The following is a 16,910-nucleotide window of genomic DNA, read 5'->3' on the forward strand; positions in this document are numbered from 1 at the left end:
TGATTAGTGTTATGTTTTAATCCTCAAAATTAAATAAGTCTGAGTATTGATTATTTTGGGTTTTAGTTTTTACAATTGGTGCATCTAGATCAACACTATGTCGATCGTGCACTAATAAATCTTTATCGTTACCTAAAATCAGAGAAACGCCTTCGTTTTCCCACTTCTCTAGAAGCTCTAAACCTTCTTCTTCGAATATTCCATTCTGTAAGTCGATAGAATCCATAAAGTTATTAGACATTTCCATGAAACGCTCCATCTCTCCTATTTTCATACTTACATCATCCGCTATTGCTTCTAATGCTCGATCAAACATTTCTTTCTTATCGTTGTTACCAGCTATAATGTTCATTGCAGATTTCATAGCAGAATGTCCAGCTCGTACAGCTTTTCTTTCTTGCTCCTTAACCATTACCTGATCCTCTATATCCTCCAGTAGTATTTCAGAGTTTTCATACATTTTGACTAAAACTCTATACAAGATTTCCATCTTTTTATAAAGTTCATCCAATTTCAGGTTAGACTCCTTTAATCTACCTGCTTTTCTGGATTTAAGGATCATAATTCCCTTCTTATCTCTTTCCTTTGCAGCACTAGCCAGTTTTAGATTATTATTGATATTCTTCTTGTTATCATATATAATAGTCTGCAAACGTTTCATCTGTCCTTTCAAAGAAGCGATTTGCTTATTCATCTTCTTTAAATTACTATGAAGATCATCTATATAACTTTTTAGAATACCTATTGGATCAATCTGAATGAAAATTCCTGTTAACCAACGCATAAAAGATTTATACATATAGAAAATAAGATTTCTCATCTTAGGATCTAATACAATGTAAAGTAGTGCTCCTAATACAGCCAATAGAACTCCTAAGTACAAAGTGTTCTCTACAATGGTAATTAGAAAAGGAAGCACTTTGTATAATCCATACAATCCTCCTGCTCCTAAAAGTCCCATAAATAACATCCCTGTTTTACCTTCAGGTCTTTTCCAAAATGTTTTTGGTTTTAACGAGTTGTTGTCCATTTATTTTAAGTATTTCTGCATTTTAACAATATCTTCTTCAAACTGTGCTTTCAGGTGATTATAAGATACTTTAAAATCATTCTGTGTTTTATTAATCTTACTATTACTCTCTTCAACCTTAGCTTTTAAATCACCTATTTGTTGTTGATGTTTAGCAATTTCTTCAGTCAATCTTTTAATTTCTTCCGACTTTTCTTTTATAATAGATTCAAACTGCGCAATTTCTCTTTCTCTTCCGGATACTTTACTATCAAATTGATTCTTAAAAGCTCCTATAAATTGTTCGTTTTCCTTATTTAAGACACCAATATAAAAATTAGTAGTCTGTAAAAGTTTATCCAGAGTCACTCCCATTGTAGAAGCTGTAGCAAAAGCCGAGCGATATTTTGTTGCCTCATCCATTGGCATTTTTTCCAAAGCTTTAAGAGACTTTTTATATTCCAAATAATCAAATCCTTCCAGATTATTCTTCTCTATTGCCTGTAATAGTTTTTCAACTATTTTAGTATCCAACGCACCTTCTGTTGATGAACTCACTGGATTATTAGGAAGTGGTGGTGGAGTTGATGCAGCAGGCTTCTTATCTGATTTTACCTCAGATTTTCCTGTCGACTCAGAAGGTTCTTTATTTTCTTCTTCAGCATCATCAACTATAAATAAGGACTTTAAGTTTTTTAGCATGGTTAGTGATTTTAAACAAATTTAAAAAAATAAGTGTTTTAGAAGGTTCTAAGATAAGTATTTCCTCTTATACCTTTATATTATAGGTATCATCTAGTATCAAAATGTTACAATTATTATAATCACAATCATTTCACCATACGATCCCAAGCAATTTTTAACCCAAACAATAATGCTAAGAAAAATACCACTAAATATTGAAATCTTCCTACAAAGAAGACTCCAAAAAACATTCTTTGTAAAATGTAAGTAATAATAAAAGTAATCATGATCATAATGAAAAGACCTGATAACTTCCCAAAACCTGGTATTCTGGACATTGGTATTGTCTTATTAATAATTACTAAAGCAATAATCATGGATATTAATGGAACAAAGTATGTCACCAAGTCTAACTGAAGTAAATTAGTTTTCAGAAAGAAAAAACTATATAATAGTAAAATCAGGGCTAGCAATCCTGGTATTGTAACTGCATAAATTAAAATTCCGTAGAAATAATTAATAGGAGGTTTAAAATTTACTGGTTTTACATAAAGTAACCCAATTAACGAAAATGCTATAATTACTGCAAAATAACCTAACACCAAATTAGGGTTATTTCCAAACCAATTGATAAAATCTTGAACTGTCATTGCTGATAAAAGTACAAATATAGTTTCATATAATGCTATTTGCTTTTTATAGAAAAAACACTTAAATTGATTCTAAATTATTAGGATAACCTCAGAAAACCCATTCAATATTTGGATTGTATTGCCATATTATTGAATATTTGCATAAGAAATGACAAAAAATAGATTACATATTATGCCGAAATCACTGTTTAGTCAGTGTGATTACCGATGGATAGAAGTATCTGATACCGGTAAAAGGACGCTATGTAACTATTTTTGACTATTATTTTGATATGATTTAAAGATAAAAAACAGATATAGTACAAGCGTCCAAGAAATTGGACGCTTTTTTTATTAAAAATTTTCGAAAAAATGTTTAAAAACTAATTAGCACATAAAGAATAGTATTTGGAAAGTAAGCATCAGAGAGACAGACGATTGCAAAAACATCCAATATCCGTTGAAAAACGGACAGGGATCCCTATATTTAAAAACAAACATAACTATCTGATTATCAACAAAATAAATTGAAAAAACATTTGGAGATTAAAAAAAAGTTTTGATCTTTGCATCGCAATCATAACGAAACAAAAATAAATAGTGATTAAGTTATTTACAACAATAAAAAATTAAGAATGATACCGAATAGTTTACAACATAGTTTAACCCGCCTCTTTAGCAAACAAGAGGAATATTGTTCCGATTGGAATATACATGGTGTCTATTATATAGAAAGGAAACGTATGCGATTATAACCGACATACAACCACAAGATATATAAAGGCGCCCGAATAAGGCGCCTTTTTTTATTCACATAGTTCATTGACATACTGAAAACCAAAATTGACACGTAGCTTAACTGGAAAAGCACTCGACTTTTAATCGAGGTGATGTGGGTTCAAATCCCTCTGTGTCAACTTTAAGGAAGAGCAAGCCAATTGGCGGTGGCCGCAGTCTTGAAAACTGTTAGGAGCTAATGACTCGTGTGGGTTCGACTCCCACTTCTTCCGCTTCGGAGGATAGGCAAATATTGGTTTGTTGCGCTTGTCTGCTAAACAAGTCTGCGTAACAGCAGTGAAGGTTCCCTGCCCGCTCTTATTTATAATAATTGAAGGCAGGCGGGAATTCCTTTGTCCTCCGCAATATTGATACTATAGCTTAACTGGTAAAGCTAGGAGCTGTTAACTCTTAAGATGTGGGTTCAAATCCTACTGGTATCGCTAAGACAAGGTGGCTGAATGGTTAAGGCGACGGACTGCAAATCCGTTTTTTATGAGTTCGAATCTCATTCTTGTCTCAATGATTGAAATAGTATTAAACTGGTTTGAATACTATGAAATCCACTTTGCGACTTAATGAGATAACGTAGTAATCTCATTCTTATCTCCAAAAAAAGGAAGTATTGAGCAATTGGCTGGCTCTCCAGACTGTAAATCTGATCTCTACGGAGCTTGTAGGTTCGAATCCTGCTACTTCCACAAATAAAATACTGGTTAAAAGTATAAAAAGATTTCCTTCTCCAAGGAAATATAGTACCGTAGCACAATGGCTAGTGCACCCGACTGTCTCTCGGAAGGTCGCGGGTTCGAATCCCGTCGGTACCGCTATATCTGAGAAGATAACGGTGGTTTTGTTTACTCGCCTTGGACGCGAGAGGTCGCAGGTTCGAATCCTGCTTCTCAGACAAATTGCTCTATTAGCATAGTGGTTAGTGCACCCGGCTTTCTACCGGAAGACAAGGGTTCGATTCCCTTATAGAGTACAATTTTAATGCAGGAATGGCGGAACTGGCATACGCACTTGATTTAGAATCAAGGTTCTGAGAGTTCGAATCTCTCTTCCTGTACTTATGCTCCACTAGCCCAACTGGGAGAGGCATCAGGTTTAAGCCCTGTTCAGTCTAAGTTCGAAATGCATAGCATTCACGATTTCTTAAAACAATAGAAATGAATGAGTAATCTTAGGTGGAGTACAAAATAGGCTCATGGTGTAAATGGAAGCACCCAAGGTTACGACCCTTGAAGTATAGGTTCAAATCCTATTGAGCTTGCAGTCTGACCTGTGATGTAACGGCAGCATCCAAGACTTTGACTCTTGGTGTAAAGGTTCGAATCCTTTCAGGTCATCAAACTAAGGTATAACTCAGTGGTAGAGTACCGCGCTTGTATCGCGGGAGTCTTGGGTTCGATTCCCAATGCCTTAGATAATATAATGTACAAACAGTAAAACCGATATAAATAGTAGGTGAATTTATACTATTAACTCTTTATTTTTTTACTATTTCGTATTCCAAAAAATATTGCAATACCACCTGTAAAGAACATTAACAAACTATATACTGCAGGAGCTATCGCAAACGAAGTATTATGAAGAATAGCAATCGCTATTGATATAGCTAAAGTACCATTCTGAATACCAGATTCTATCGCAATTGATATTGCACCTTTATGGTGAACTCGAAACAACTTGGCAGAATAATATCCTATTGCCATCGTCAATATATTTAATAGTAAAGCAACTAATCCGGCTTCCTGTAAATAAGAAATAAAATTATCTTTTTCTTTAACCAAAATACCAACAATAACTAATGCAAGCACTAGTGCAGAAGCTATCTTTACTGGTTTAGCCATTCTTAAAGCAAAAGATTCATTGTATTTTCTAATAATCATCCCTATACCTATTGGTACAATAATGATTACTAAAATCTGTATAATCGTTTCAATTACATTCAACTGAATAGCTTGGTCCTCAGACAAAAAATAAAGCAGTGAAAAATTAACTATAAATGGTATAGTTATGATGGTGATTAAACTACTAAAAGCTGTCAGAGTTACCGACAAGGCAATATCTCCTTTAGCTAAATGAGAGATTAAATTGGAAGTTGCTCCACCAGGACAAGCTGCTAAAATCATAATTCCTACGGCAATCTCTGGTTTTAATGAAAATAAAGAAGCAATTGCAAACCCTATAAGTGGTAAAATTATCATCTGATTGGTTAAACCAACTAAAATAGCTTTTGGGTAAATAAGTATTCTCTTAAAATCAGCTATTACTAGAGATAACCCCATCCCTAACATAATAATGAATAAAGATGCAGCTAAAATAATCGTCGAAATATTGTCCATAAACTTTGTTTTCCTATCTATGGTCTAATATAAAGATTTATCAATACTCTGAATATCAAATAATCCAATAATAATAAAATGGTGTCTCTAGCCTGCCTACCTGCTGTATGGCAGGCAGGCTTATCTGGTAAAGCGCCTCACTGTGAATGAGAAGAACAGGGTTCCCTGCCCGCCATCGCTATTTTTAACTGTGGCAGGCGGGGAATCCCAGAGTACACCCTAAAACGGAATAGTAGCGGAGTTGGTCAACGCGTCGGATTGAAGCTCCGAAGATACAGGTTCAATTCCTGTCTGTTCCACTAATAACTAAATTTTAAAACTATGAAAAACAATTTATTACAAAGGTTTTTATGTAAAACCGAAGACACTGGTAGATTCATAGTTCAATCCAAGATTACTGGTATTACCTATTTCGTAGAACCGATTGATAATGGCAAACCAGATATGCTTTGGGGTGATCTAGATCCAGCCACAAAAAAATTAACTGGTGATTATGGAAATTCTAGAAGAGGAGCTGTTAAAAAAGAAGCGTCACTAATTCTAGAAGAAAACGGATTCAAAAATATTTCCACTTTCAAAGGAAGTCCTCTGGGTGAAATTGACAGACGTGATCACGAGTATGAAATATTAAATAATACATAATTAAAAATATGAGTTAAAAATCAACATCATGAAAACACAACTAACAATTACCAAAGAAAAAACTAAAAACAGTTTACAACTTTTACTTTTAAAGTGGGTATCTAATTATGTGGATAGCATGACGAAAGCGCTATATCCTGACATCCATATTTTAAAAAGTAAAAATGATCAAAATTGTATTTTTTATAAATAAATAATTACTACGCAAAAAGATTGCGCTAATACATTAAACATTTGCATAGTAATTAAAACAAGCCCTCTTTTATAAGGGGTAAAACAAATGAGGGTTTGTAGTATCGCCCTGTTATAATTGAGGAATGTAGCAGGGCTTTTGATAAAAACAAAAAACACCTCTTTAGCATAAAGGGAAGTGCTGCGGAAAAAGACCGTTACTTAACCGCGGAGTGATTGGATGATGTTGTTAATGACGCGCTCGTTAATGAATAGGTTTTGCAGAAGCACCGAAATGAACAGGATTCAAAGTAGGGAAGCGCATTTAGAGCCAATCTGTTCGCTTAGGCGAAAGTACCAGTTCGAATCTGGTAAGAGGTACAATAAAAATATCAAGCAAGTCTTGTTGGGTGTTTCTGTATAACACTATTGTATGAAGTATTGCAGAATTGTATGATCACTTCATATTCAACTTGGCTTGAAGGTTTGACTATTAACCAAATAATAGTCTAAACTCTATGTGTCATGGGTTCGAATCCCACTCTGCCTTAGGCAGATAGTTTAGTGGATAGAACGACAGATCTTAGGTTGTCGCGGGTTCGATTCCCGTCATTAGCATGAAGTAAAACTTCTTGGCTTTTGTAGCTCAGTTGGTAGAGCACTACACTTTAATGTAGCCAAAATGGACTCAAAATCCGTTTTTCATGAAGTTCGGGTCATCTTCTAAAACTGATTCACGGCTTGTCAAGCTGTAAAAATGACAAAAACTGCGATTAGCAAGTCAGTTCTTATAATACTCTTATTATATGAACAGTCTTAAAAGTTCTTTGAAATAGTAGTAATGTCATCATCAGAAATAGCTACTTTTTTGAATCCAGATTTTAGAATAACGATGTCTTTTTTAGATACCGATTCTTTTATTTCGATACTAAAAACTAATTATAGAAAATATGACTCTCTATTATTTCCGTACTCGAAAGATGATTTGCTTTCACGGTTTTTTTAACCTCTCTGTCCTTTAGACATCTTCCTTAAAAAGAAGAGAAACCGAGATTTGAGAATTATATAATTACGATATGAAATTGCGTAAGGGATAGCAGCCCTTCGACAGGCTCAGGACAAGCTAAATCCTTTTCTGTCACTTCGAGCGGAGTCAAGAAGTAGGACAGAAAAGATATAGCGGATAGCCCGATCCGCCTCAGGCGGAGTACGCCCTAAAATATACTTCCTAAATGATCCTAAACTAAAGGATTATACAAGAAGTAGATAATGCCTCCGTTACGGGATTATCATCCAATTAATGTTAAATCTGTCTGCTAAAAACCAGACACAAAAATTAAAAAAATGAAACGAGTAAGAATCAATGCTGGCAAAGTAGGCTTGGTTTTCAGAAAAGGTGATTACAATCGTGTAATAACACAAGGAATCCATTGGTTAGGATTTAATGAACGTGCTATGCAATATGATCTTTCTAAACCTTTTGCAACACCAATAGCGCTGGAACTCTTACTAAAAGACACAGTGTTGGAAGATATGCTACATGTAATTGAGGTAAAGGATAGTGAAATTGTATTGGTTTATGAAAACGGTAATTTCAAAAGCGTATTCACCGCAGGAAGATATACTTTATGGAAAGGACTCCGTGAATATGAATTCACCACAGTAGATCTTAGTAAGGTCTACATTACCGAAAAGATTAATAAATCTCTCTTTAGCCACTATGCCCTTAATCAATACATCCGCGTTTTTGAAGTTGCTGCGTATGAAAAAGCAGTACTAATAGTAGATGATGTATATAACAAAACATTGGGTAGTGGTACCTATCGTTTCTGGAGAAATGATACTACCATCAAAGTTGCTAAAGCTGATTTACGTCAATTGCAGTTAGAAATAGCTGGTCAGGAACTATTGACCAAAGATAAAGCTGCAATTCGTATAAATTTCTACATACAATATAAAGTTGTTGATATAGAAAAAGCGTTGCTTGACAATAAAGAATATGAAAAGCAATTATACATCGTGATGCAATTAGCTCTTAGAGCTTTCGTAGGAAATTACTCGCTAGATGAACTTTTAGAACGTAAAGATAGTATGGCAAATGCTATAGTAGAAACGACTATCGGTCAAACAAGCAAACTAGGTGTAAAAGTATTGAATTGTGGTATTAGGGATATTATCCTTACTGGTGAAATGAAAGAAATCATGAACCAGGTACTGATAGCACAAAAGAAAGCTCAAGCTAATACTATTACCAGACGTGAGGAAACAGCATCAACCAGAAGTTTGCTAAACACGGCAAAACTGATGGAGGATAATGAAATGCTCTACAAACTTAAAGAAATGGAGTACGTAGAGAAAATTTCTGACAAAATTGGTGAAATTACACTCTCTGGTAATGATGGTATGGTAAAACAATTGAAGGATATATTCTCTGTGAATAGATAGGTGTGAAAAAAATGTGCTGATTATAATGATCAGTGCATTTTTGTGTATAATGCATCGAAGGGAAATAATAGTTTTTTTTTTAGAATGATTTAATGAAAATATTATAAAACAAAAAAGAGCGTCTCCACGCTCTTTTTCTTCACACAAATCATCTTAATTTAGGGGCTTATTCTAAAATTAAAACTCACTTTTTATAAAAATTTTCATCTTGGGGAAAATGAAAATACTAACTCATTAACTCTGGTGTAAAGATACAGCTATTTTTCAATCTACCAAGCTTTTTGTGCATTTTATCTAAAATAAATGCATTTTGACATTAAAAAAATATTTAAAACTACAAAAATGTAGTATTTTACTTACAATTATTATGTTTGATAGAATAAAAAATCCTGTTTATTGGATCAATAATAATCAAAAAATAAAACAACAAGGAAACTTAAGGGAATACTTAGCCTAAAATACTGAAAAACAAAAAAGAGCGTCTCCACGCTCTTTTTCTTCACACAAATCATCTTAATTTAGGGGCTTATTCTAAAATTAAAACTCACTTTTTATAAAAATTTTCATCTTGGGGAAAATGAAAATACTAACTCATTAACTCTGGTGTAAAGATACAGCTATTTTTCAATTCACCAAACTTTTTGTGTATTTTATCCAAAATAAATGCATTTTGACATTAAAAAAATATTTAAAACTACAAAAATGTAGTATTTTACTTACAATCATTATGCTTGATAGAATAAAAAATCCTGTTTATTGGATCAATAATAATCAAAAAATAAAACAACAAGGAAACTTAAGGGAATACTTAGCCTAAAATACTGAAAAACAAAAAAGAGCGTCTCCACGCTCTTTTTCTTCACACAAATCATCTTAATTTAGGGGCTTATTCTAAAATTAAAACTCACTTTTTATAAAAATTTTCATCTTGGGGAAAATGAAAATACTAACTCATTAACTCTGGTGTAAAGATACAGCTATTTTTCAATCCACCAAACTTTTTGTGCATTTTATCTAAAATAAATGCATTTTGACATTAAAAAAATATTTAAAACTACAAAAATGTAGTATTTTACCTACAATCATTATGTTTGATAGAATAAAAAATCCTGTTTATTCGATCAATAATAATCAAAAAATAAAACAACAAGGAAACTTAAGGGAATACTTAGCTTAAAATACTGAAAAACAAAAAAGAGCGTCTCCACGCTCTTTTTCTTCACACAAATCATCTTAATTTAGGGGCTTATTCTAAAATTAAAACTCAACTTTTTATAAAAATTTTCATTTTGGGGAAAATGAAAATACTAACTCATTAACTCTGGTGTAAAGATACAGCTATTTTTCAATCCACCAAACTTTTTGTGTATTTTATCCAAAATAAACGTATTTTAACATACTAAAAAAACAAAATAATTAAATTTTGTAAGTTAAAGCTTACAAAATATTTTTTGATTAAAATTAAACCTCATCTGTTGTTACGCAAAATGAGGTTAATTTTACTTTATATCTACTTTCTTAATACCGCAATAACTCTTCTATCTTCTCTTTTACTTTTTCTGTAGAAGGAATCATAGTTTGTTCTAAAGTACTATTTAGTGGAATTGCTGGCATATTCTCAGAACCAATGGTCATTACTGGTGCATCTAGATAACGGAAACATTCTTCTTGGATTTTTCCTGACAAAGCTCTGGCAAAAGAGTTATTAGTAGGTTCTTCAGTTACTACCAAACATTTTTTAGTCTTCTTTACAGACTCCATAATAGTGCTTTCATCTAACGGATATAGCGTACGTAAATCTATAATTTCTACAGTCTCTTTTATATCCTTAGTTGCATTCAGTGCCCAATGAACTCCCATTCCATAAGTCACCACAGTTAATGTTTCTATTTCATCCTGTGGCCATACTTGCTGTACTACATTAGCTTTACCAAATGGTAGTATATAGTCTTCAGAAGGTTCTATAGTTCTAGCAGCATCAGTTCCTTTTACTTTAGACCAATACAATCCTTTGTGCTCCAAAATAACAACTGGGTTAGGATCATAATATGCCGCTTTCATTAATCCTTTAAGATCTGCTCCATTACTTGGGTATGCAATTTTGATTCCTCTAATATTTGTCACCACAGATTCAACTGAAGATGAATGATAAGGACCTCCACTACCATATGCACCAATTGGTACTCTTAAAATCATGGAGACTGGCCATTTACCATTTGACAAATAACAAGATCTACTTACCTCAGTAAATAATTGATTCAGTCCTGGCCATATATAATCGGCAAATTGTACTTCTACAATAGGTTTTAGACCTACTGCTGACATTCCAACGGTTGATCCCACAATAAATGCCTCTTGTATGGGTGTATTAAAGACTCTTTCGTCTCCAAACTTTTGAGCCAATGTAGCTGCTTCTCTAAAAACTCCACCTAATCGTCCTCCTACATCCTGGCCATATAATAAACATTCTTTATGCTTCTTCATCAACTCCTCTACCGCAAAGAGTGCACAATCTACCATCACCACTTCTTCTTTATCAGAAGGAATTCGTTCACCGACTTCTTCTACAATTGGTGTTGGAGCAAAATCATGAGTAAACAAATCTTCCGGTGTTGGGTCTTCAGCTTTCATAGCTTCTTGAAGATCTTTTGCTACAGTTTCTTTTGCTTCGGCTTCAATACTGTTTAATTCATCCTCTGATAAACCAGCTTGCAACAATTGATTCCGTAATACTGGGTACGGATCGCGAGATCTTGCTTCTTCGAGATCATCACGATACCATTCCATTCTTACTCCTGATGTGTGATGATTTAATAATGGTACTTTAGCATGAACCAATATTGGTCTTCTTTCTTCTCTTATAATTCGAATAGCTTCTTGTACTGCTAAATAACTTTCCGTGAAATTCGCACCATCAATTGTAATTGCGGCTAATCCATGAAATCCAGCTGCATACTCATATGCACTTTGCGCTCTTGTTTCTGCTTCATTAGCAGAAATATCCCAACCATTATCTTGTACTAGATATAATATCGGTAATTGCTTTAACGCTGCCATTTGGAACGCTTCTGCAATTTCTCCTTCTGTAACAGAAGCATCTCCTAAAGAGCAAACCACAAGAGGTTTATCTTCTAAGTCTTCATTAATACCAACTAATTCTTTATACTGCATTCCTAAGGCTACACCAGTAGAAGGAATCGCTTGCATTCCTGTAGCAGATGATTGATGTGGTATTTTTGGTTTATCATCATCTCGTAAACTTGGATGAGAATAATAGGTTCTTCCTCCAGAGAAAGGATCACTTTTTTTAGCCAATAATTGCAACATTAAGTCATAAGGCTTCATCCCTATTCCTAACAACATCGAATCATCTCTATAATAGGGAAATGCATAATCCTGAGGTAATAATTGCATAGCTACTGCTATCTGTATTGCTTCATGTCCTCTAGAAGTTGCATGTACATATTTAGAAACTGTCTTAAAATTTTCTTCATATAGTTCGGTCATGCTTTTAGCGGTACAAAGTGTGCTAAACGCTTTTTTTAGAACTTCTTTTGCTATTGTTTTTTCAGCTAACATCTCTTTTAATTTTTGATGTACGATTTGGGAATTACGATTATTTGCAATTCTAAATTCTTCATTAGTACTTAATACTTATCCTACTCTCTCTTCAATAGTTACGGGTATGATCCAACCGAATGTATCTTCTCTTTTCTGAACTTTCATTTCGTCCAATGTATTTTTCACTTCTAGACTTACCGGATTATCATCAGACAAAGTGATCACTTCATCTTTATATCCTATTGCTTCTATCATAGCAATAGCAACAGCTGTACCTGTCCCGAATGCTTCTTCTAAAATTCCCTCTTTAGAATACTCAATAATCTCGTCAATAGTAATAGCGCGTTCTTCTACTTCAAAACCTTTGTCCTTTAATAAAGTAATAACACTATCTCTTGTTATTCCTTTTAAAATAGAACCTGTAGTTGCAGGAGTAATAAATTTACCTTTTATCTTAAAAAAGATATTCATTGTACCTACTTCTTGAATATATCTATGTTCGTTAGCGTCTAACCACAATACTTGATCAAACCCTTTCGCTTTCGCTTTTTCAGTAGGTAAAATAGCCGCGGCATAATTACCCGCTGCTTTTGCTTCTCCTGTTCCTCCATCAGCTGCCCTGATATATTCAGTCTCCGCATATAGTCTAATCCTTTTTGTGAAAAAAGGTCCTGCCGGAGAGCAGATTACAATAAATTTATAGCTTGTCGCTGCACGCATACCTATAAAAGGTTCATCTGCATACATAAAAGGTCTTAGATATAATGCGCTTCCTTCTTGCGGTGGAATCCAATTATGTTCTACAGCTACAATTTGTTTTACAGCTTCTACAAAAAGATCCGTAGGAACTGATGGCATTCCCATTCTAGCTGCACTATGATTAAAACGTTTTGCATTCTCTTCTGGTCTAAACAATAATGGTGTTTTATGTTGACCAACAGTAGCTTTCATTCCCTCAAAAATAGCTTGTCCATAGTGTAATGCCATTGCCGCTGGATGCGTTGGAATCATTGCCAAAGGCTCGATTCTTGGGTTTTGCCATGCCCCATCTTCATATTCGCATATAAACATGTGGTCTGTGAAAGCTCTTCCTAATGGGATATTCTCAAAATCAATATCTTTTAATTTAGAATCTAATGTTCTTGTTATTTTGATTTGTTGTTCCATTCCGATTTTATTTTGGGCACATTCTGCCTATGGCAGACCGGGCTATTCGCTGTATCTTTTTTACTTGTGACCCTTCGACAACACTTCGACAAGCTCAGTGTGACATCTCAGAGTGACAAGAAAAAAGGATGCCGCTACTATCCCTTATGCATTTATTATTATATTTCTCTATTTATATCAAAAGCTTCTAGTTCATCTCCTACTTTACGTAAAAAAGAACCTCCTAAAAATCCATCTACTACTCTATGATCAAATGATAATGACAAATACATCATACTTCTGATCGCAATTTCATCTCCTTTTTCTGTTGTAATAACTTCTGGTCTCTTCTTAATAATCCCCAATGCTAGAATGGCAACTTCCGGTTGATTGATAATAGGTGTTCCCATTAAGCTTCCAAAAGTCCCTACGTTCGAAATCGTAAACGTACTACCACCTATCTCATCCGGTTTCAAAGCGTTATTTCTTGCACTATTGGCCAAATGATTTACATTTTTCGCTAATCCTAATAAGTTTTTTTCATCTGCATTTCTTACAACAGGTACAATTAGATTACCACTAGGTAACGCCGTTGCCATACCGACATTAATATCTTTATGTACGATAATTTTCTTACCATCTACCGATACATTAATCAAAGGGTATTCTTGAATTGCTTTAGCGACAGCCTCTACAAAAATTGGAGTAAAAGTTAATTTCTCACCATGTTTTTCCAAAAATTCATGTTTTGCCTTATTTCTCCAATTTACCATATCAGTTACATCTACTTCTATGTAGCTAGTAACGTGTGGTGAGGTGTGTTTAGAATACACCATATGGTCTGCAATCATTGTTCGCATACGATCCATTTCTACAATACGATCTTTACCTTCTACATAAGAAATTGGAGGTGCGTTATAAGAAGATTTTGGCGCTACAGGTTGTGGCTTACTTGGCAATGCATACTTTCTATTTTTAAGATAATGCATTATATCGCTCTTTCGAATACGGCCGCCATCTCCAGATCCAGAAATACTTTGTACTTCTTCTATCGTAAGATTTTCTTTTTGAGCAATACTTACGACCAGAGGAGAAAGGAAAGAATCGTTTACAGAGGAACCTTCTAACTTAAATTGCCCTCTCTGTCCATTTTTGGCGGACATCTCTCCCAGAGGCGGAGAAGCTTTATCACGTTTTTGTTCATCGGACGAATGCTTTTGTGATTCCTCAGGTTCTTTCGAATTGGATGCAGTGTCAGCGGTAATAATCGCTATTACCTGACCAACCTCAACAACATCGTTGGGCTGAAAAAGTAATTCAGCAATAACTCCTGTGCAAGGTGCTGGTACTTCGGAATCTACTTTATCTGTAGCTACTTCTACTATTGTTTCATCCTCCTCTATAGCATCTCCCACATTCTTTAACCAGTTAAGAATGGTTGCTTCTGATATACTTTCGCCCATCTTGGGCATTTTTAATTCTATTCTTGACATTGTGGTTAACTAATGTTCGTTAGTTTTTGTTTTATATCCCTATTTGGTTTTAAAACCTAGTAGGTATTATCTATTTCTCTTTAAATTCTTCTAATGTTTTATAAAACGCTTCTTGAGTATCTCGATCTTTCGGAACTTCTCTCAGCGGTTCTACTTCTCTTAAAGATTCAAAACAATCTGCTGGTAACTGTTGATACAAACCTGTACCTTTAGTTTTCCAGGCAATCATTTCATCACTTACCTGTTTTATAACTTTCGCTGGATTTCCAACAATTAAACTTCGTTTTGGGAACATAGCTTTCGCTTTTATGAAAGACATAGCACCTACGATACATTCATCTCCAATTTCTGCGTCATCCATAATAACAGTATTCATTCCAACTAGGCAATTACGCCCTAAATTAGCTCCATGAATTACCGCTCCGTGCCCAACGTGTGCACTTTCTTTTAATATTATCGATTTTCCAGGAAACATATGTACAGTACAGTTTTCTTGAACATTAACTCCATCTTCAAGGATAATCTCACCCCAATCTCCCCGTATGGCAGCTCCTGGACCGATATAACAATTCTCACCAATAATTACATTACCAGTTACAGCCGCGAGTGGATGCACAAAACTACTTTCATGTACAACTGGTATATATCCTTTAAATGAGTATATCATTTTTTAAACATCAAATACTAAATTATAAATGCAAAAGTTTAAAGTAAAACTTTTTTGTCTCAGAAACTTTTACATTTTTTATTTTAAATTTTTCGGTTCTATATTAAATTACTTATTATTTGTAGTCTTGATACTACTAGTAAAAATTGCAACCAATTCTTTACATTCTTGCATAATCATATCAAACTTATCTACATCATTAATCAATTCTGCTTCTCTTAATACTTGTAAATTAACTTGAGATTCCCTCAATTCCTTAAGGCATATTTTCATTTTATGAATAAAATCCCTTCTTGATTCTGTCCTTGTGCTTCTCCATAATTTAAGGCTGAAGAAGTTGATGATAGAATTAATTGTTTAGCCAAATGTTCAGAAGCAAAATTCTTATTCAAACCACCTACATTAAGAATTATACTTGCTGAAAATTTAACAAGTCTTTCTTGCAAATCATACTTTTAAGTTATTTTCATTTTATTTAAACCTCTTCAATGTTTCTTTGGTAAAATCTGACAACACTAATCGTCCGCTTATTACCGCTCTCTCGGCTAACATTGTATCCCAATGCTCTGTTCCTTCCCAAAAAGCTTTTTTCATATCCCGCATTGCTTCAGGATTATATGTGCATAAATGTTCTGCAAATTCTTTTACTTCCTTATCTAGTGTTTCTGTATCTTCAAAAACCTTCGTAAATAATCCTTTATCTCTTGCCCATGCTGCATCATAAAATGAATTAGCATCAATGGCAATTTGCGTCATAGCAGATAGCCCTATTTTACGCTCTACCGCTGGTCCAACTACAAAAGGACCTATTCCTACATTCAATTCACTTAACTTGATTGAAGCAAATTTTGTGGCCATACAATAATCTGTGGCAGATGCAACTCCAACTCCTCCTCCAACAGTTTTACCTTGTACGCGTCCAATAATAAATTTTGGACATGTACGCATGGCATTAATCACGTTTGCAAAACCAGAGAAAAACACCTTACCTGTTTCCGCATCATTGATATTAATCAATTCTTTAAAACTTGCTCCTGCACAAAAAGTTCTAGAACCTCCACTTTTCAGCACTATTACCTTAATTTCATCATTATTACCTGCATCAGTAATTGTTTGAGCTAACTTAGCCAAAATATCTCCTGGTAATGAATTATGTGCTGGATGAAAGAACTCTATAGTTCCTACTCCGTTTTCTATATCTATTTTTACGTATGGTTGTGTCAATTTAAATATCGAATTTTAAATGTTAAACTCAAAAGTTAAAAGTAAATCTTATAATCTATCAAACCTTTTGTATTTAGAATTTTACATTTTTCAGTTTTACATTCTTTTTTT

General features: G+C 34.0%; 14 protein-coding genes and 13 tRNA genes. 16 read left to right on the forward strand and 11 right to left on the reverse strand.

All coding sequences use genetic code 11. The annotated features are described in order from the left end of the window. Window positions 1–16: 16 nt before the first annotated feature. From Q0975_RS05755 to Q0975_RS05765, 3 genes are all read right to left on the reverse strand, one after another. Entirely contained in the window at window positions 17–1,030 is a 1,014-nt protein-coding gene (locus Q0975_RS05755; protein WP_299434323.1) for a hypothetical protein, read from the reverse strand. Then, window positions 1,031–1,711 carry a hypothetical protein gene (locus tag Q0975_RS05760; RefSeq protein ID WP_299434325.1) on the reverse strand — a complete coding sequence of 227 codons (681 nt, stop codon included), beginning with the start codon at window positions 1,709–1,711 and terminating at the stop codon, window positions 1,031–1,033. Window positions 1,712–1,839: 128 nt separating this feature from the next. Further along, window positions 1,840–2,343 carry a hypothetical protein gene (locus Q0975_RS05765; protein ID WP_299434326.1) on the reverse strand — a complete coding sequence of 168 codons (504 nt, stop codon included), beginning with the start codon at window positions 2,341–2,343 and terminating at the stop codon, window positions 1,840–1,842. A gap of 826 nt (window positions 2,344–3,169) precedes the next feature. On the opposite strand from Q0975_RS05765, the gene Q0975_RS05770 reads away from it, so the two are divergent. The 12 genes from Q0975_RS05770 to Q0975_RS05825 all read left to right on the forward strand — a co-directional run bounded on the left by Q0975_RS05770 (window position 3,170) and on the right by Q0975_RS05825 (window position 4,528). After that, a tRNA-Lys gene (locus Q0975_RS05770) sits at window positions 3,170–3,242 on the forward strand. A gap of 6 nt (window positions 3,243–3,248) precedes the next feature. Beyond that, a tRNA-Ser gene (locus Q0975_RS05775) sits at window positions 3,249–3,335 on the forward strand. Window positions 3,336–3,472: 137 nt separating this feature from the next. Then, a tRNA-Asn gene (locus Q0975_RS05780) sits at window positions 3,473–3,545 on the forward strand. 4 nt (window positions 3,546–3,549) lie between these two features. Next, a tRNA-Cys gene (locus tag Q0975_RS05785) sits at window positions 3,550–3,622 on the forward strand. A 98-nt stretch (window positions 3,623–3,720) separates the two neighbouring features. Further along, window positions 3,721–3,803: transfer RNA gene (locus Q0975_RS05790), tRNA-Tyr, on the forward strand. A gap of 54 nt (window positions 3,804–3,857) precedes the next feature. Further along, window positions 3,858–3,929 (forward strand) — tRNA-Asp (locus tag Q0975_RS05795). Between the two features lie 6 nt (window positions 3,930–3,935). Then, window positions 3,936–4,009 (forward strand) — tRNA-Pro (locus Q0975_RS05800). 6 nt (window positions 4,010–4,015) lie between these two features. Beyond that, window positions 4,016–4,087, forward strand: a tRNA-Glu gene (locus Q0975_RS05805). Window positions 4,088–4,097: 10 nt separating this feature from the next. After that, window positions 4,098–4,171: transfer RNA gene (locus tag Q0975_RS05810), tRNA-Leu, on the forward strand. Window positions 4,172–4,303: 132 nt separating this feature from the next. Further along, a tRNA-Arg gene (locus Q0975_RS05815) sits at window positions 4,304–4,375 on the forward strand. 5 nt (window positions 4,376–4,380) lie between these two features. Next, window positions 4,381–4,451, forward strand: a tRNA-Gln gene (locus tag Q0975_RS05820). A 5-nt stretch (window positions 4,452–4,456) separates the two neighbouring features. Beyond that, window positions 4,457–4,528 (forward strand) — tRNA-Thr (locus Q0975_RS05825). 55 nt (window positions 4,529–4,583) lie between these two features. On the opposite strand, the gene Q0975_RS05830 is transcribed toward Q0975_RS05825, so the two are convergent. Next, entirely contained in the window at window positions 4,584–5,450 is an 867-nt protein-coding gene (locus Q0975_RS05830; RefSeq protein WP_299434327.1) for a bile acid:sodium symporter family protein, read from the reverse strand. Between the two features lie 226 nt (window positions 5,451–5,676). On the opposite strand from Q0975_RS05830, the gene Q0975_RS05835 reads away from it, so the two are divergent. From Q0975_RS05835 to Q0975_RS05850, 4 genes are all read left to right on the forward strand, one after another. Then, a tRNA-Phe gene (locus Q0975_RS05835) sits at window positions 5,677–5,749 on the forward strand. A 22-nt stretch (window positions 5,750–5,771) separates the two neighbouring features. Continuing rightward, window positions 5,772–6,092 carry a hypothetical protein gene (locus Q0975_RS05840; protein WP_299434328.1) on the forward strand — a complete coding sequence of 107 codons (321 nt, stop codon included), beginning with the start codon at window positions 5,772–5,774 and terminating at the stop codon, window positions 6,090–6,092. A gap of 28 nt (window positions 6,093–6,120) precedes the next feature. After that, window positions 6,121–6,285: a hypothetical protein gene (locus Q0975_RS05845; RefSeq protein ID WP_299434330.1), complete on the forward strand. Its 165-nt coding sequence runs from the start codon at window positions 6,121–6,123 to the stop codon at window positions 6,283–6,285. 1,322 nt (window positions 6,286–7,607) lie between these two features. Then, entirely contained in the window at window positions 7,608–8,708 is a 1,101-nt protein-coding gene (locus Q0975_RS05850) for a slipin family protein (RefSeq protein ID WP_299434332.1), read from the forward strand. Between the two features lie 1,518 nt (window positions 8,709–10,226). On the opposite strand, the gene Q0975_RS05855 is transcribed toward Q0975_RS05850, so the two are convergent. The 7 genes from Q0975_RS05855 to Q0975_RS05885 all read right to left on the reverse strand — a co-directional run bounded on the left by Q0975_RS05855 (window position 10,227) and on the right by Q0975_RS05885 (window position 16,799). Beyond that, window positions 10,227–12,287: a thiamine pyrophosphate-dependent enzyme gene (locus Q0975_RS05855; protein ID WP_299434334.1), complete on the reverse strand. Its 2,061-nt coding sequence runs from the start codon at window positions 12,285–12,287 to the stop codon at window positions 10,227–10,229. A gap of 75 nt (window positions 12,288–12,362) precedes the next feature. Next, window positions 12,363–13,436, reverse strand: coding sequence for a branched-chain amino acid aminotransferase (locus tag Q0975_RS05860; RefSeq protein WP_299434336.1), 1,074 nt, complete (start codon window positions 13,434–13,436; stop codon window positions 12,363–12,365). 158 nt (window positions 13,437–13,594) lie between these two features. Then, window positions 13,595–14,908, reverse strand: a complete 1,314-nt coding sequence (locus tag Q0975_RS05865; RefSeq protein ID WP_299434338.1) for a dihydrolipoamide acetyltransferase family protein — start codon at window positions 14,906–14,908, stop codon at window positions 13,595–13,597. A gap of 70 nt (window positions 14,909–14,978) precedes the next feature. Then, window positions 14,979–15,575 carry a transferase hexapeptide repeat family protein gene (locus Q0975_RS05870; protein ID WP_299434340.1) on the reverse strand — a complete coding sequence of 199 codons (597 nt, stop codon included), beginning with the start codon at window positions 15,573–15,575 and terminating at the stop codon, window positions 14,979–14,981. 108 nt (window positions 15,576–15,683) lie between these two features. Continuing rightward, entirely contained in the window at window positions 15,684–15,848 is a 165-nt protein-coding gene (locus Q0975_RS05875) for a four helix bundle protein (protein ID WP_299434342.1), read from the reverse strand. Continuing rightward, window positions 15,845–16,021: a four helix bundle protein gene (locus Q0975_RS05880; RefSeq protein WP_299434344.1), complete on the reverse strand. Its 177-nt coding sequence runs from the start codon at window positions 16,019–16,021 to the stop codon at window positions 15,845–15,847. The genes Q0975_RS05875 and Q0975_RS05880 overlap by 4 nt, the downstream gene beginning before the upstream one ends. Before the next feature lie 25 nt (window positions 16,022–16,046). Next, window positions 16,047–16,799 (reverse strand): enoyl-CoA hydratase/isomerase family protein, encoded by a 753-nt coding sequence (locus Q0975_RS05885; protein ID WP_299434346.1) that lies wholly within the window; start codon window positions 16,797–16,799, stop codon window positions 16,047–16,049. Window positions 16,800–16,910: the final 111 nt, after the last annotated feature.

Origin of the sequence: uncultured Aquimarina sp. (genome assembly GCF_947500065.1) — a bacterium.
Lineage (GTDB): Bacteria > Bacteroidota > Bacteroidia > Flavobacteriales > Flavobacteriaceae > Aquimarina.